This window comes from Thalassolituus maritimus (assembly GCF_900156675.1).
GTDB lineage: Bacteria > Pseudomonadota > Gammaproteobacteria > Pseudomonadales > Oceanobacteraceae > Thalassolituus > Thalassolituus maritimus.
The window spans coordinates 206,810-223,436 of sequence record NZ_FTOH01000005.1; the positions used below are offsets into that span (position 1 = coordinate 206,810).

Consider the following 16,627-nt stretch of genomic DNA (forward strand, 5'->3'; position numbering starts at 1 on the left):
GTGATTTCACGCACAGAGTCATAACTGACCACATTCGCACCTGTATAGTCTGTTATGACCCACTCGTCTGCATCATCAGTGCAGGTTTCGTTTATGGACCAGATAGTACACCGCAGGCACGACCAACAAGGTCAGCACCAGAGCACTGACCATGCCGCCGACCATGGGTGCAGCGATACGACTCATAATCTCTGAGCCGGTGCCAGTTCCCACCAACACAGGCAGTAGACCAACGATGATAGCGGCGGCCGTCATGGCTTTCGGGCGAACCCGCAGGGCTCCCCCCTCCATCACGGCCTGGCGCAGATCTTCAAGCGACAGTTTTCTGCCCGCCTTGTCTGCCAACACTCTGCGCTGCTCTAAGCATTGATTCAGGAATACCAGCATAATCACGGATAATTCTGTCGCGACCCCCGCCAGTGCAATAAAGCCAACGCCCGCAGCAACCGACATCTGATACCCAAGTAAATACATAAGCCAGACGGAACCAACTAACGCTAAGGGCAGGCTGGCAATAATAATCGCGACGTCCGAAAAACGACGGAAGTTCATGGCCAGCAATAGAACGATCAGTGCCAGAGTCAAAGGGACAATATAAGTCAGCTTTTCTTTCGCCCGCTGCATATATTCGTACTGGCCGGCCCAGGTCAGGGAATACCCCGGCGGCATATCAAGCTCTGAACTCAGGCGATGTCTGGCTCGTTCGATGTAAGTGGCAAAATCAACGTCGCCGACATCAATGTAGGTCCAGCCACTAGGGCGACCATTTTCACTTTTGATGGCAGGAGGGCCGCTTTCCACACGTATATCGGCAATATCTCCTAGCTGGATATGAGCACCGGATTCGGTCACAACCGGCAGCTTCTCCAGTGCTTCGGGTGAATCCCGGTAGGATTGCGGGTAACGCAGATTCACTGGATAACGCTCCAACCCTTCTACGGTCGTCGTCAGCGTCTGGCCGCCCACAGAAGACGCAATAATGTCATGCACATCTGCCATGTTCAGACCGTAACGGGCTGCGGCCCAACGATCCGGCTCAATCGTAATATACCGACCGGCGGACACGCGCTCTGAGTACACCGAACGGGTACCTGCAAGCTCGCCCAGTATTTCCTCAAGCGCCCTACCGATCGACTCAATCTGATTGAGATCCGGGCCAGACACTTTAATGCCTAAAGGCGTTTTAATCCCCGTGGATAACATATCGATCCGGGTTTTAATCGGCATCACCCAAGCATTCGTCAGACCGGGAAATTTCACCAGCGCATCCAGTTCTGCTTTGAGCTTGTCGGTCGTCATGCCGTCGCGCCACTCGCTTCTGGGGTGCAGCTGGATAAAGGTTTCAATCATGGTCAACGGCGCTGGATCGGTGGCTGTCTCTGCGCGGCCAATTTTGCCGAACACGCTTTTCACCTCAGGTACGGTGGCGATCAGTTTGTCCGTTTGCTGTAACAGCTCCCGGGCTTTGCCCACTGAGATGCCTGCATAAGTCGTAGGCATATACATCAGATCGCCTTCATCCAGCTCCGGCATAAACTCGCTGCCCAGTTTCTGCGCCGGCCAGAGTGTCGCCAGAACGATAATGAACGCAGACACAATGACAGGTAGCGGATAACGCAGTACACCTTTCAACAAGGGTTGATACATCCCCACAAGAAGACGGTTCACCGGATTACTCGATTCACTACGGATTTTTCCACGTACGAAGTAACCCATCAGTACCGGGACAAGCGTAATCGCAAGCGCAGCACTCGCCGCCATGGCGTAGGTTTTAGTGAATGCCAGTGGAGAGAACATCCGCCCTTCCTGTGCCTCCAGGGTAAACACGGGGATAAAGCTGACAGTAATAATTAACAAGCTGAAAAATAAAGCCGGGCCGACTTCAGACGCCGAGCGGACAACAATCTCCCAACGGTTAGCCGCAGTGACTTTCGTGCGTTCCATATGCTTATGCATATTTTCAATCATGACGATAGCACCATCAATCATGGCGCCAATGGCAATCGCGATACCGCCGAGCGACATAATGTTCGCATTCAATCCCTGTAATTTCATCACCAGAAATGCAGCCAGAATACCTACCGGCAAACTGATGAATGCGACAAACCCTGAGCGGATATGAAAAAGGAATAGCAGGCAGACGAGAATCACCACGATGAATTCTTCAGCGAGTTTTTCCCAGAGATTATCCACCGCGCGGTTAATTAATTCAGAGCGGTCATACACAGGAATAACCTCAACGCCTTCAGGTAATCCCGGCGCTACTTCATTAAGCCGTGCCTTCACGGCATCAATGGTATTTGCAGCGTTTTCACCATAGCGCATGACCACGATGCCGCCGACTACCTCACCCTCGCCATTCAGCTCAGCAATACCACGACGCATCTGCGGGCCCAGTTCAACACGAGCAATGTCTTTAAGAAGCAGCGGTGTACCGGACTCAGATAAACCCAGTGGAATCTGTTCAATGTCTTCGCGACTTTCAAGATAACCGGTTGCACGGATCATGTATTCGGCCTCGGCCATTTCGATCACCGAGGCGCCGCTTTCCTGATTTGCGCGTTTTACCGCATTACGGACATGCGCAAGAGGAAGATCAAACGCACGCAAGGCTTCTGGATCAACAACGATCTGATACTGGCGCACCATACCGCCAAGGCTCGCCACTTCTGAGACGCCTTCAACCGACTGCAACTCGTATTTCAGAAACCAGTCCTGAAGCGTGCGTAACTGGCCGAGGTCGAGATTGCCCGTCGGGTCTGTCAGAGCATAGATATACACCCAACCGACACCCGTGGCGTCCGGGCCAAGCTGTGGCTTTGCCTGCTCAGGCAGTTCGGGCGCTATTTGCGACAGGTATTCCAACACGCGGGAACGCGCCCAGTACATATCGGTGTCATCATCAAAAATAACGTAGACATAAGAGTCACCAAAGAAGGAAAAGCCGCGGACAGTCGTTGCGCCCGGCACCGACATCATGGCGGTACTCAATGGGTAGGTGACTTGATTTTCAACAACCTCAGGTGACTGGCCGGGATAACTGGTTTTAATAATGACCTGAACATCGGATAAATCAGGAATCGCATCAACGGGCGTATTTTTTACTGACCACAGCCCGGCTCCGGCCAGCATCACAGTCACCAACAGCACCATGATGCGATTATGGACCGACCAACGAATAACAGCTTCAATCATGGTCAGCTCCCTTATGTGGTTCCGCTGCGTGACTACTATCCATTTCTTTGCTCATGTCGTCGCTAGAGACTGTATAAACCTCGGTGACGGTAAATTCACCATTCGAGACTTCAAATACGAAATGTATGCTATCGCCTTCATTCAGGCCGGATAAATCAAGTTCGTCGGACAAACTGAAATCCATTGTGGCGGCCGGCCGCTTCCATTTTTCAATCGGCCCGCGGCTGATGTTGGCAACCCGCGCCTCTTTATCAAGACGGTTAATGACACCATCAGCCATGGCACTGGATGTTTCTGTAGTTGATGGAACCTTGTGCTCAGACATCCCCATTTCATGTTCGAAACGACTTAAATCAGCTTTTTTGGCTGATTCAGAGTCGATCATAAAGTGCGCAGAAATAACGACTTCATCACCCGCTTCCAGACCCCGATGTATTTCAACAGAGTCAGCATCTGAACGACCGGTTTCTACCGGGACTGAGCGGTATTTTCCGGCTCCTGTTTTTAACACCACACGAGTGCCCTCAGCGACGCGGATAACGGCATCACGCGGGATGAGCAAGGTTTCGCTTGCCGAAGGTTTTATCACCACGCTGGCGTACATTCCCGGCCTCAGCATATCTGTAGGGCTGGTCAGGCGAATACGAACCTGAGCTGTGCGGGTCGCTGTATCCAGAGCGGGATAGATATAATCGACAACGCCAGTCCATACATTCCCCGGAGACGCCTGGCTGGTTACCTCAACGGATTCGCCACCTCCGATAAAGCTCAGATCGTCACTGAAGACATCGGTGATTATCCAGACCTGCGATGCCTGCGCCAATGTCATGATTTCTGTCCCCGGCACGACGTACATACCCTGACGGACATTTAACTGATCTACGATACCTGATTGCGGTGCCCGCATAGTTAATGTCTGACTGACGCGACGGGTATTTTCGATCTGCCGGATAATGTCATCAGGCACCTGCAACGCCTGCAGTCGTAAGCGAGATGCCGATGCGAGTTGTTGATTTCCGCGACGCAGGGCAAGCAGATATTCTTCCTGTGCATTAACCAGCGTGGGCGAATAAATGTCGTAAAGGGGCGCGCCTTTTTCTACCGGGTCCCCTTCAGATCGCACATGCAGTTTTTCGATCCAGCCTTCGGTGCGTGGATGCATATGAACGACAAAGTCATCGTTATATTCGACATAGCCTGCCGAACGAATCACCGGATTGAGCATTCCAGTCGTAACCTCGGCCGTACGCACGCCAAAGCTGTGCTCGAGTTCAGGAGCAACACGAACGGTGCCGGCAGCGTCTTCCTGAGAATCCTCCTCATAGACAGGCACCAGATCCATTCCCATGGGCGACTTGCCCGGGCCATCGCGACGATAGTCCGGGTCCATCGGAGCAACCCAGTAGAGCGGCTCGTTATTTTTTTGAGCATTGCCACTGCTGTCAGATTGACCGCCAGAAAACTGACCAGCACTCCAATAAACGAAAAGACCGACGGCAACCCCTGCAGCAAATATCACTGAATTATTTTTCATTTTTTAATTCCCCTGTAGATGAAGAGCCTGATGTCAGCGATTCGGCTGATAACAACCCTGTCGCAGATAAATAGCGAATATCCGCCAGTGTGCGATGCAGGCTGGTCTCTATTTTTAGTCGCGCGAGGCGTGTATTAAGTACAGACGTACGGGCTTTCACCACAGAGGGAAAATCACCACGATCAGAGTGATACGCAGACAACGCAGCGGATGCCTGCTCCTGCACCTGAGGCAATAACTGCTGCTGATAGAAGGTTTTGCGTTCATACAAGTAAGCGTATTCAGTCAACGCCGCCGACAATGCACTTCGCATGCGGCGTAACAGTAGGGTCTTCTCCGTGCGCAGCGCTTCCGTATCGGCTACTGCAGCACTGACTTCCCGATCCTGACGGTTGCCAGTAAATAACGGCAGATCAAATGTCACACCGACCGACATCAGATCCGCACGGTTATTGCCCATCAGATCATCATCGCGGTACCCGTATTTTGCTGTCAGGCCCCAGGCTGGGCGATAAGACTGACGCGCCAGGGCCTCTCCGGTTTCACTCGACTGGATACGACGTTCAAATGCCAGTACCTGTGGATGCTGGATGACGGTTTCTGCGGTGGGGAGCTGATCTGGTGTCGGCCCTTTGGGTAACCCGACAAATTGCCCTGACTCAAAAACCTCCCCGGACTCACTCAGCCACTCGCCCAGTTGCTGACGGGTAACCGCTAATGCTTGTCTGAGTTCGGCAAGACGATCTTCACGGCGAATCAGCTCGACGTTGGCCTCAACCACATCCTGCTGGCGGGTGTTATTTAGTCCCGATGCATAACCTGCCCGGGCGGCATCGACCAACTGACGAAGCAGATCACGCTCCTGCTCCATCAGCTTGATGCTTTCCTGAGCCTCATAGCCTTGCAACCAAAGACCGGTAACTGCTTGCTCGACTTTGAGAGAGCGATCCTGTCGTAACAAGGGTTGCTGCGAAGACAGCTCACGGTTCTTCTGGGCGCTGAGCGCACGGCTGTCTCCACGGGGAAACATCTGCGTCACCGCAACACTTAACTGCGTCATCGGCTCCTGCTGGATATCAAAGGTATCCACCGGGAAGTTTCCCGCCGTCAGTGTGACTGACGGGTCTGGCAATGAACCACTCGATTCAGCCCGGTCGATCAGAGCCTGCTCGCGCTGAGCACTGCTGTTGTGCCACAGGTCCCGTTCAAGCGCCCGCTCTACAGCCTGATTCAGGGTCAGCTCTGACGAAAATACATGACCTGACAGAGTCAGCACGGCAAGACTTACCCACCGCGCACTGGATAATTTCAACGACATCATAAAGAGTCTCTGGCTTTCGCCTTTAAAGAGAAAAACTTAAAAATTAATTAAAAATGAGGCGCGCAAACCCGTTTTCCGGGCGCACTTATCCTTGGTCAGGCCAGAATGGGTGGGCGGTAGAGGGAGCCCGCAAGAGAAGGATGATCTTGAGCAATCATCAAAGAAATTGAGCTTCCGGCACTGATGACCGGGACAGACACATTGAAGCCTGTCAGCCCCATGATATGCACAGAACACTCAGGCATGTCACACGTGCCGCCATCACAGCAGTTATGGCTGCTCGGTTCAGAAGCTTTACTTATGTCATTCCCATGATGCTGATGCATCGAATGATCGTGTGCCATGATTGAAGTAACGGATTCTGAGGTAACCACGTCTGACATAACCGTGTCGGATGAACCACCATGACCCAGGCTGCACAACGACCCAGCAGCCAACACCGGCTGAGCCAGAATGGCCAGCAGCATAAGCAATACACCGGAAAAACGGAAACGTCGCGACATCAGCACTCTGAAGAAATCATATAAGACATTTATAGGTTAAATCTCCAGGCGCGAGGCGTCAATTTAGCCCACGTAACCCCGCACAAATGCCACGGAATCTGATTCAGATGAAGAGGCCAGTATGGTAACCTCCTGCCTCATTGAATTCATACAGGGATGTATGCACTCGAGGAATGCAGCGGACTCACGCTGTAAGACCTCTGACGTGCCTCCCTGACATGGGAGAGCCACCAATAATGTACATCCGCGCCATCAGCAGAGCCGCCCTGCTCTGTAGCACTATCCTTTCCTTCAACGCTTTCGCCGCTGGTGATCGGGTCGACTATGACCTTGATGACGACGGCCTGATCGAAATTACCGACCTTGCCGACCTGAACGAAATCCGTAATCACCTTGATGGCGCAGCTCTGTATGGCGACAGCACAGGCTGCCCGGAAGGTGGCTGTAATGGCTTTGAGCTAACGACGGATCTGGATTTCGACACCAACGGCGATGGCCAGATGAATGAACAGGACACTTACTGGAATGATGGTCAGGGCTGGGAGCCGATTGGCGCGAATTCATTAAATCCCTTCACTACAAACTTCCATGGTAACGGCCATCAGATACGTAACCTCTATATAGATAGAACCGGAAATGCTGGGCTATTTGGTTACATCGAAGGCACGTCCACCCGTCCCTCCACAATAACCCAATTGGCGATTACCGGCCCAATGACATCCATTACCGCTCGCTATGATGCCGGCGTGCTCGCAGTTCGTGCGCGTTACACAAGCATCGATCGCATTTTCATCACCGGCATAGTCAACGCCGATCAGTATGCTGGCGGCCTCACAGGCCTGAGCTACGACAGTACTGTGAGTAACGTTTTCTCCAGCGCAGCCATCCTGACGGGCGGACCTCAAGGCGGCCTGATCGGTCGCCTCTCTGACAGTTCTCTCTCTAACAGCATGTCGACGGGGTACGTTGAGAGCGGTGGAGGTCTGTTGCGCTACAGTAATTGGAGCATCAGCGAATTCTCGTACTGGGCGACCGATGCAAGCGGTCAAGCAGCAAGCTCAGGCAATGACATCTCCTACTTTGGTGCACTCTTGAGTGAGCTCCAGTGCCCCGCCTCCTCAGACAACGATACCTGTACCGATAGCGGCATCTTGTACGAAAGCTGGAGCAGTGAAGTATGGGACTTTGGAACAGGCCAGCAGTTACCCGGACTGATCATGGGAGGTCGTATTTACCGTGATAGTGACGGCGATGGCGCACTGGACGAAGATGATGCTTATCCAGACACTTTTGGGTCATCAATGGATACCGATGAAGATGGCTATATTGATAGTTTTACCCCTGGCTGCGATGCCAGCTGCCGCATTAATAGCGGTCTGATTCTCGACGCTTTCCCATCCGCCGCCGCGGCATACCTGGATGCCGACCTGGATGGCCTGGTCGATGAGTGGGCCGACGGCTGCGACGCAACCTGCCAGGCCAACAGCGGATTAACCTATGATGATTATCCGGATGATCGTGATAACGACGGCATCACCAACGCGGTCGACACAGACGACAATAACGACGGCATCACTGACGCCGACGCCGACTCTGATGGCCTGATAGATATTGCTTCGTTGGAAGAGCTGAGCGCGATCCGATTCGCACTGGACGGTTCAGGACAAGTAATGACTGAAGAGAGCCTCCCGGATACCTCTGGCTGCCCGATCATACTTTGGCAAGGCACCGCGCAGCAGCGCTGCCACGGATATGAGCTGATATCAGATCTGGATTTCGATACCAATGGCGATGGCCAGATGAATGAGCTGGATACTTACTGGAATGACGGTGAAGGCTGGGAGCCGATAGGCTCTGCGCACTTTAGTAGTGCATTCAATGCAGACTTTCATGGTAACGGCCATCAGATACGCAACCTCTATATCGATAGAGACGTTCATGCTGGACTATTTACTTCCATCCAAGGTGCCATCAAAGTCACCCAAGTAGCTATTACCGGTCCAATGACATCAATTACCGGTCGATATGATGTCGGCGCACTCGCAGGCCGTATTAATTATGCCGAAATTGATAGCGTTTTTGTCTCCGCTCTTATCAGCTCCCAAGGGAATGCTGGAGGCCTTGCTGGCAAAACCGGCAATAGTAATGTGAGCAATGTATTCTCTAGCGCTGCTATCCTGCAAGGCAATTATCAAGGCGGCCTGATTGGTGCTGCCCGAAATAGCACCCTCGCTAACAGTCTGTCGACGGGATACGTTGCGAACGGTTACGGGCTATTGGGCTACAGCTATCCGAATAACAACGAGTCCTTATACTGGGCGACCGATACAAGTGGCCAGGCAACAAGCGCAGGCACTAACGCCTCCTACTTTGGAGCACTTTTGAGTGAGCTTCAGTGCCCGACCGACCCCAACGATGACAGTTGCACAAGCAAAGGTACCTTGTACGAAAACTGGGATAGTGATGTGTGGGATTTCGGCTCAGACCGACAACTTCCGGGACTCATCATGAACGGTGTTGTTTATCGCGACAGTGATGGTGACGGCACACTGGATGTGAATCTGAATGCTCCTAGCGTAGCTTTAATTCTAACTCAGGCAGGTAGAGAAGAAGCGACCATCGTTGAGGGAATGGGCGACATCACTATCGAGGCGATTATTTCTGATGAGGACGACTGGGATGCTCATTTTATCGAGTGGTCATCCAACGATATTAACCTGGCTGACTCCTATGAGTTAGGTAACAGCATCACCTTCAGCTCTGATGGTTTGGTTGCAGGGGATTACACAATTTCAGCTACTGTGACTGATAACGGCGTCCCACAGCTCAGTGACACGGCAGAGATGACGATCCGGGTGATTTCAAACGTGGACCCTGCGCCTGCAGCTTCTTCTGGAGGAGGTGGTTCTGGCGGCGGTGCCATATTCTGGTTGCTGGCCCTGCTCTCTGCACCTTTGCTGATGGGGCGCGTCAGGGCCTGATTTGGCACAATCGACTGTTTAATCCAATCACGGGGAATGAGAATATCATTCCCCGTTTTTTATTTTCCGGAGACTGTTCATGTCATTGCCCGATTCTTTGCGACCCGGCCTCAAATTACCCGTGGTGGTTGCCCCTATGTTTCTGGCCTCTGGCCCTGCGCTGGTCACTGAGTGCTGTAAAGCCGGTGTGATTGGTACGTTTCCGGCGTTAAACCAGCGCTCAAGCGAAGGCCTGGATCAGTGGCTGACCGAAATCCGCGCGGACCTCGATAACTACGCAGAGCAAACCGGTGAACCTGCCGCAGCGTTTGGAGTGAATCTGGTCGTACACAAAAGCAACGCCCGCCTGCAGCAGGATCTGGAAATCATTGTTAAGCACAAGGTGCCTCTGGTGATCACCTCTCTCGGAGCTGTTCAGGATGTTGTCGATGCCGTACACAGTTATGGCGGCGTCGTTTTCCATGATGTCGTGAATACCCGATTCGCGCGCAAAGCTGCCTCCGTTGGCGTGGACGGTTTAATTGCTGTCTGTGGTGGCGCCGGAGGCCATGCCGGTGACTGGAATCCGTTTGCGCTGATTAATGAGCTGAAGCAGTTCTTTGATAAAACTATTCTGCTGGCGGGCAGCCTGAGTACCGGGCGTGACGTCGCCACAGCCAGGATGATGGGCGCTGATATGGCCTACATGGGTACCCGTTTTATAGGCACTCAGGAATGCCAGGTGCAGCCTGAATACAAAGAAATGCTGACCACCAGCAGTGCTGGCGACATTGTGTATACCCCGAAAATTTCGGGCGTGAATGCTTCTTTCCTGAAACCGTCACTGGATGCCCACGATATCGACCTCGCCACGCATCAGAAACCCGATCATGTCGATTTTGGTGCAGAACTGGATACAGAAAAAATGGTTCAGGCCACCAGCGCTAAGCCATGGAAAGATCTATGGTCAGCGGGTCATGGGGTAGGCAGCATCGCTGACGTACCGACAACTGCCGAACTGGTTAAGCGCCTGAAAGCCGAATACCAGAACGCCGTTTCTTCTTTCACTGGAGACTTCTGATGAGCCATTCCTACTCTACCCTCGACTGGAGCGTCAGCGATCACGTTCTGACACTGACTCTTAATCGTCCTGAGCAGATGAACGCCTTCACGGTTGAAATGTGCAACGAGCTGATTCATGCGTTTGATCGCGCCAGTGCGGACGATGATGTTCGCGCCATCATTGTCACCGGCGCAGGTAAGGCCTTCTGTGCAGGTATGGATCTGTCAAAAGAAGGGAACGTCTTCGGACTGGATGAATCCCAGCAGCCAACACTCAGTGACCTGAATAAGCGCTTCAGCGACAAAGACATCGTCGAGGGTGTACGCGATACCGGCGGCCGCGTTGCTCTAGCCATTTTCCGCTGCACTAAACCGGTCATTGCGGCGATCAACGGTGCCGCAGTAGGAATTGGCGCAACCATGACCTGTGCCATGGATATTCGTCTCGCCTGTGAGCATACTCGTATCGGCTTCGTGTTCAGTAAGGTCGGTATCGTGCCAGAGGCCTGCTCCAGTTGGTTCTTACCGAGGATTGTCGGCATTTCGAAAGCACTCGAATGGACGATGACTGCCGATATTTTCAAGGCAGATGAGGCCAAAGACGCAGGCTTTGTCAGCAAAGTCGTTCCCGCCGACGAACTGTTGCAGGAAGCCCGGCGCCTCGCAGCCAGCATAGCTCAGCGCTCTGCGGTGTCTGTAGCCATGATTCGCCAGATGATGTACCGCAACAGTGCGATGACTCATCCGGCAGAAGCACATAAGATTGAGTCGCTCGGAATGTTCTACACCAGCCTGAAAGACGGCAAAGAAGGTGTGGCGAGCTTCTTAGAAAAACGCCCGTCCGACTTTCAGGGCCGTGTCAGCACTGATATGCCAGATGTCTATCCCTGGTGGGATGACGTCGAATCATCAGACTGACCTCACAAGGCCGCCTTGTGTAACCGACAGGCAGTAACATTTTTACTGCGCTGTCGGTCAATAGCCTGTGATAGCGTCGGATAAGTATCGAACACCTCTGACAGGGAGGATTAACGATGAAAACAGGCATTATCCTTCTCGCCGCGGGTCGTAGTTCCCGTTTTGGCAGTGACAAACGATGCGCCCCCTGGCCAGGTCAGACATGTATGCTGAAGGCCAGTATTGAAAACGCCCTTCAGTCTGGTCTGCCATGCTATGTCGTACTGCATGAAGGCGATCAATCCATACTTGACCACTGTATCGACGATGGCGCTGAAGCCGGCGTATGCCCGGATGCCGCCCGCGGTATCGGTGACAGCATTGCTTTTGGCGTGCACGCAAATCAGGACTGGGATGGCTGGATCATTGCCCGAGCCGATATGCCGTGGATCACAGCCGAAACCTACCGGGTGCTCGCGTCCCACCTCGAAGACAACGATTGCGCCCGCCCCATTGATGAATATGGTCAGCCCGGATATCCAACCGGCTTCAGCAAAGAACACGCCTTCGAACTGATGCAGTTGCACGGTCACAGGACAGAAGCCCGCCTGATACCAGACGCCCCCTACGTTAATGTCATGATCGGCGACCCTATGATTCACTCTGACGTTAATCGCCCGGAAGACCTGCCACACTCCGCCTGAGCCTACTGAGGCATAAACCCAGGCGGACAAAAAAGCCCGGATTGCTCAGGCAAACCGGGCTTTCTTTGAACTTTCTGATCAGTAGTGACTGGCTGATGCTCAGTTCGCGTTTTCGATCAGGTAGTTCTCATAGTCTTTACGCAGGTCAATTTTCAGCAACTTACCGGTCGCGGTATGAGGCAGAGACTCTACGAAAATAACGGCATCGGGCATCCACCATTTAGCAATCTTACCTTCGAGATATTCAAGCACACTGGCTTCATCAACGTCGGCACCTTCATTCTTGATCGCCAGCAGAATCGGACGCTCATCCCACTTAGGATGACGAGCACCAATCACACAGCACTCTGCCAAATCCGGGTGGCCCACCGCTGTATTTTCAAGGTCAATCGAGCTGATCCACTCACCACCAGATTTAATAACGTCCTTAGAGCGGTCAACAATATTCATGTAGCTGTCAGGGTCGATCGTCGCCACATCGCCGGTATCAAACCAGCCGTCTTCAAAACTGGAGGTATCGTCGTTGTTGTAATAGCCGTTCACCACCCATGGCCCACGAATCATCAGGCGACCGTAAGTCTCACCGTCATGCGGCAGGCGATTGCCTTCGTCATCAATAATCTTGATTTCGATACCAAAGATCGGGCGACCCTGCTTACGCTGAAGCTGGTACTGCTCTTCTTTAGGCAGTTTCGCCATGATCGGGTTCATCGCATTGATCGTCCCGATCGGGCTGGTTTCGGTCATCCCCCAGGCATGAATCAGGAAGGCATCGTGCTTCTGATCAAAGTCTTTAATCATCTGCAGAGGCGCGGCAGCACCACCAACAATCACGTTCTTCACTGATTCCAGTTTCTTACCAATGCTGTCCATATGATTCAGCAGCATCAGCCATACCGTCGGAACACCTAACAGAAGATCCGGCTCTTCCGCTTCGATCAGTTCCCACAGAGAAGCGCCATCCATACCTGGCCCAGGGAATACCTGCTTGGCTCCAGTAATACATGCAGAGTACGGCGTGCCCCAGGCGTTCACATGGAACATAGGAACAACCGGCAGGAAGCATGAGCTGGATGACAGGCCCATCACCTCTTCACCGACAGAAGCAAACGCATGCAGGCAGGTCGAGCGGTGTGAATAGAGAACGCCTTTCGGGTTACCCGTGGTGCCTGAGGTGTAGCACATGCTGGCACCTTTAGTTTCAGCAAACTCAGGCCATTCAAATTCGTCGGATTCTGCCGCCAGCAGCGTTTCATAACAAAGCGCATTAGGTAGCTTGGTCTCTGGCATTTTGTCTTCATCGCACAGAATGATGAAGCCTTCGACGTTACCGATATGTGGCAGGATCGCCTCGAGTAGTGGCACGAAGGTCAGGTCAACAAAAATGTAGCGGTCTTCGGCATGATTGATGATGTACACCAGCTGCTCAGCGAACAATCGCGGGTTAATGGTGTGCAGTACCGCACCAAAACCAGAAATACCGTAATACAGTTCAAAGTGGCGATAGTTGTTCCACGCCAGTGTCGCTACGCGGTCGCTGTCCTGGATATCAAGACGGGTCAGCAGGTTAGCCACTTTACGGGCACGGCTGGCAGCGTCTTTCATGGTGTAACGGTGAATATCACCTTCACAGCGACGGCTTACAATTTCAGTATTCGGGTAGGTCGCTTCCGCATGCTGCAACAGTGTTGATACCAGCAGTGGGCGATCCATCATCAGACCTTGCATAGGGGTTCTCCAGAGGTGTTTATTCTTGTGCCTGTTACGATAGGTAGGTCATTTACGAATGACAAGGTGGTTTGTGTCCAAATATAGAGGTCAGGGTGTAGCTGACCATAAAAAAGGCCGCTCGTCGGCGGCCTTTATGTGACTAAGCTTCAAGTTTGGTCAATTAACTGGCCGCTTTCAGCTTGTCTTTTTCTTTCTGCAGTTTCATGTCCTGCTCTTCACGGTAGAACTCGGTTTTCCAACGCTCGATCAGATCCATATTGTCGTGGTCCCATGGGTGGAAACCTTTCTTAAACCAGTCCAGATAGTTTTTGGTCACACCAGTAAACATACCTTTCTTACCGGTCATGAAACGCCAGAAGCCTTTGAATTCTTTCCAGGACGGCATTTTACGCTGCCACCACAGCAGTTTGATGGTGTACCAGCCAATACGGTGGAAGAAAAACAATGTGGCATACACCTGACACCAGCGCAGGTATTTCTGGTCACCTTCGGTGCTCATAAAGGTGTCAAAGGCAACAGACTTATGTTCGATCTCTTCAACTGCGTGCCAGTAGAGCAGATCCTGCACTGACGGGGCGAGATTTTCCAGAGTCTCTGGGTAGGTCAGCAGGTGTTCTGCCAGAATTGCAGTCAAATGCTCCATACAGACAGTCATCGCCAGGCGGAACTTATCAGAGCGGTTAACTACGTGCTTCTGAATGTAGTTGCCCAGGTCATTGTCGAGCGCAACCGCGTCGAAGCCAAGCTCGCGCAGGGCTTCGTTCACGCGCTCATGCTGACGGCTATGATGTCCTTCCTGACCAATAAAACCGCGGATTTCTTCCTTCAGCTTTGGGCTTTTGATCTTGTCGCGATACTGACGGACAGAGGCGATAAACTCGCCCTCACCCGCAGGAAAGGTGGACGACAATGCGGCAAAAAATGCAGAAAGTAGTGCGTTATTGTCGAAAAAATAAGGCGTATCCAGTTGCTCGAACGGCATCGACATGTGCCGTGGCTTAATGGCCGGATGATCTGCAGTTGCTGTCATAGTGTCCTCCTGTCAGAACAGGTTTAAGTCATCTGTTGTTGTGTTTTATTTATAGTCACCCGAGACAGACATCGGCAACAGGTGGAAAGCAAACAATCTCCGGTGAAAAAAAATACCGCTTTAGGCCATAATGTGTTGCAAATAACTGACAGGCTGATCAACTATGCCAACGATCTGGGTCGATGCCGACGCCACGCCAAAAGCCGTTCGAGAGATCATTTGTAAGGCGGCTATACGTACCGAAATGACTACGCGTTTTGTCGCCAACCACAGGGTTCCTGTGACACCTCACCCCTGCATTACTTCACATCAGGTAGAGCCGGGCTTCGATGTCGCAGATAACTACATTGCGCAGGAAGCGGTCGCTGGCGACCTGTTGATTACACAGGATATTCCTCTCGCTGCCGAGGTTATGGAAAACAAGGTCGACGTCATCAACAACAGGGGCGAGACCTATAACCCGCAGACAATCCGGCAAAAACTGCAAATGCGCGACTTTATGGAAACCCTGCGCTCTTCAGGCGTTCAGAGTGGTGGGCCTGCGGCGTTTTCAGACAAAGATAAGCAAACATTTGCCAACTCTCTTGACCGCTGGCTGGCGCGTGCAAAACGGGCATCCACATGAAAATAGCCGTTCTGGGCGCGGGAGCAATCGGTTGTTATCTTGGCGCCGTATTGAGCAAACACCATGAAGTTACCCTGATCGGGCGCGAACGACTGATCAATGCATTCAACCGTGCCGGACATATGGCGCTGAGCGATTATCAGGAAAGGGACTGCCAATACTCAAATCTGACAGTCACGGATTCGACAGATGCTCTGGCCTCTGCGGACCTCATTCTGCTCACAGTAAAATGTCTGGCCGTCCACGAAGCTGCCCAGCAACTTCAGGCATTTGCAGCGAAGACAACGCCCGTCATCAGCCTGCAGAACGGCATCGGCAGCGACGACATGCTGCGGCAACTGAGAAATCCGGTCATCCGCGGCATCGTCGGCTTCAATGTCGCCCCCATGGACAACTGTCGGTTTCATCGTGGAACCGAAGGCGATGTTTACTGCGAAGCGCTGATTGATAGCACTATCGCGATGCAACTCGATAGCGCCTTTCATGACATGGGGTTCCGGCTACACACAACCTCAGGCTTCGAGGCATTACAGTGGGCAAAATTACAGCTGAACCTCAATAATGCGATTAACGCAGTGAGTAACCTGCCACTGAAGCAGGAGCTTGAAACCCGAGGCTACCGGACCATTCTCAGCCTGGCGATGAGCGAGTTAATAGAAGTCACCAAACAAGAACAGCTGAAGCTGCCGAAATTAACCAAACTACCTGCACGATGGATTCCTGTCCTCCTGAAGGCTCCTGATTCATGGTTTAAGAAACTCGCCTCTTCAATGCTTGCGATTGATCCCCAGGCTAGATCTTCAATGTGGGAAGATCTTAACAACCAACGAACAACTGAAATTGACTACATTAATGGCGCAGTCGTCAGAGCTGCTCACGCGCTGGGTCTGCAAGCACCTGCCAATTTGACGCTTGTTGAGTTAATTAAAGATATCGAAGAAGGTCGGCGAACGCCTGGAATTCCGAGTGAGGAAGTTCTCGAAGACATAAAAAAGCGGCGCTGAATCAGCGCCGCAAAGAGCAGGCTTCGATCGGTCTGTAAGACCCGCCTACCGTATGACTAAC

General features: G+C 52.4%; 12 protein-coding genes. 6 read left to right on the forward strand and 6 right to left on the reverse strand.

Going from position 1 to position 16,627, the window contains the following annotated elements:
- Positions 1 to 75 precede the first annotated feature (75 nt).
- The 4 genes from BW941_RS09540 to BW941_RS09555 all read right to left on the reverse strand — a co-directional run bounded on the left by BW941_RS09540 (position 76) and on the right by BW941_RS09555 (position 6,553).
- The gene (locus BW941_RS09540) at positions 76 to 3,195 is read right to left on the reverse strand and encodes an efflux RND transporter permease subunit (RefSeq protein ID WP_076515530.1); all 3,120 of its coding nucleotides are present in this window, start codon (positions 3,193 to 3,195) and stop codon (positions 76 to 78) included.
- Positions 3,188 to 4,729, reverse strand: a complete 1,542-nt coding sequence (locus tag BW941_RS09545) for an efflux RND transporter periplasmic adaptor subunit (RefSeq protein ID WP_076515532.1) — start codon at positions 4,727 to 4,729, stop codon at positions 3,188 to 3,190. The genes BW941_RS09540 and BW941_RS09545 overlap by 8 nt, the downstream gene beginning before the upstream one ends.
- Positions 4,719 to 6,050 carry a TolC family protein gene (locus tag BW941_RS09550; RefSeq protein ID WP_076515534.1) on the reverse strand — a complete coding sequence of 444 codons (1,332 nt, stop codon included), beginning with the start codon at positions 6,048 to 6,050 and terminating at the stop codon, positions 4,719 to 4,721. The genes BW941_RS09545 and BW941_RS09550 overlap by 11 nt, the downstream gene beginning before the upstream one ends.
- Positions 6,051 to 6,145: 95 nt before the next feature.
- A complete protein-coding gene (locus BW941_RS09555; protein ID WP_139325809.1) occupies positions 6,146 to 6,553 on the reverse strand; it encodes a hypothetical protein in 408 nt (135 codons plus the stop codon).
- Between the two features lie 236 nt (positions 6,554 to 6,789).
- Here BW941_RS09555 and BW941_RS09560 point away from each other — a divergent pair, with 236 nt between their 5' ends.
- The 4 genes from BW941_RS09560 (at position 6,790) to BW941_RS09575 (ending at position 12,176) form a co-directional block, all read left to right on the forward strand.
- Entirely contained in the window at positions 6,790 to 9,534 is a 2,745-nt protein-coding gene (locus tag BW941_RS09560; protein ID WP_076515538.1) for a hypothetical protein, read from the forward strand.
- A 79-nt stretch (positions 9,535 to 9,613) separates the two neighbouring features.
- Positions 9,614 to 10,594 carry an NAD(P)H-dependent flavin oxidoreductase gene (locus BW941_RS09565; RefSeq protein ID WP_076515540.1) on the forward strand — a complete coding sequence of 327 codons (981 nt, stop codon included), beginning with the start codon at positions 9,614 to 9,616 and terminating at the stop codon, positions 10,592 to 10,594.
- Positions 10,594 to 11,493 carry a crotonase/enoyl-CoA hydratase family protein gene (locus BW941_RS09570; RefSeq protein WP_076515542.1) on the forward strand — a complete coding sequence of 300 codons (900 nt, stop codon included), beginning with the start codon at positions 10,594 to 10,596 and terminating at the stop codon, positions 11,491 to 11,493. The genes BW941_RS09565 and BW941_RS09570 overlap by 1 nt, the downstream gene beginning before the upstream one ends.
- 116 nt (positions 11,494 to 11,609) lie before the next feature.
- Complete coding sequence (locus BW941_RS09575) at positions 11,610 to 12,176, forward strand: nucleotidyltransferase family protein (protein WP_076515544.1); 567 nt, start codon at positions 11,610 to 11,612, stop codon at positions 12,174 to 12,176.
- Positions 12,177 to 12,275: 99 nt separating this feature from the next.
- Here the strand turns inward: BW941_RS09575 and BW941_RS09580 are convergent, their stop codons facing one another.
- Both BW941_RS09580 and BW941_RS09585 read right to left on the reverse strand, forming a co-directional pair.
- A complete protein-coding gene (locus BW941_RS09580; protein WP_076515546.1) occupies positions 12,276 to 13,904 on the reverse strand; it encodes a long-chain-fatty-acid--CoA ligase in 1,629 nt (542 codons plus the stop codon).
- A 163-nt stretch (positions 13,905 to 14,067) separates the two neighbouring features.
- A complete protein-coding gene (locus tag BW941_RS09585) occupies positions 14,068 to 14,937 on the reverse strand; it encodes a metal-dependent hydrolase (RefSeq protein ID WP_076515548.1) in 870 nt (289 codons plus the stop codon).
- A 163-nt stretch (positions 14,938 to 15,100) separates the two neighbouring features.
- On the opposite strand from BW941_RS09585, the gene BW941_RS09590 reads away from it, so the two are divergent.
- The gene (locus BW941_RS09590) at positions 15,101 to 15,562 is read left to right on the forward strand and encodes a YaiI/YqxD family protein (RefSeq protein WP_076515550.1); all 462 of its coding nucleotides are present in this window, start codon (positions 15,101 to 15,103) and stop codon (positions 15,560 to 15,562) included.
- Positions 15,559 to 16,566, forward strand: coding sequence for a 2-dehydropantoate 2-reductase (locus BW941_RS09595; protein ID WP_076515552.1), 1,008 nt, complete (start codon positions 15,559 to 15,561; stop codon positions 16,564 to 16,566). The genes BW941_RS09590 and BW941_RS09595 overlap by 4 nt, the downstream gene beginning before the upstream one ends.
- Positions 16,567 to 16,627 lie beyond the last annotated feature (61 nt).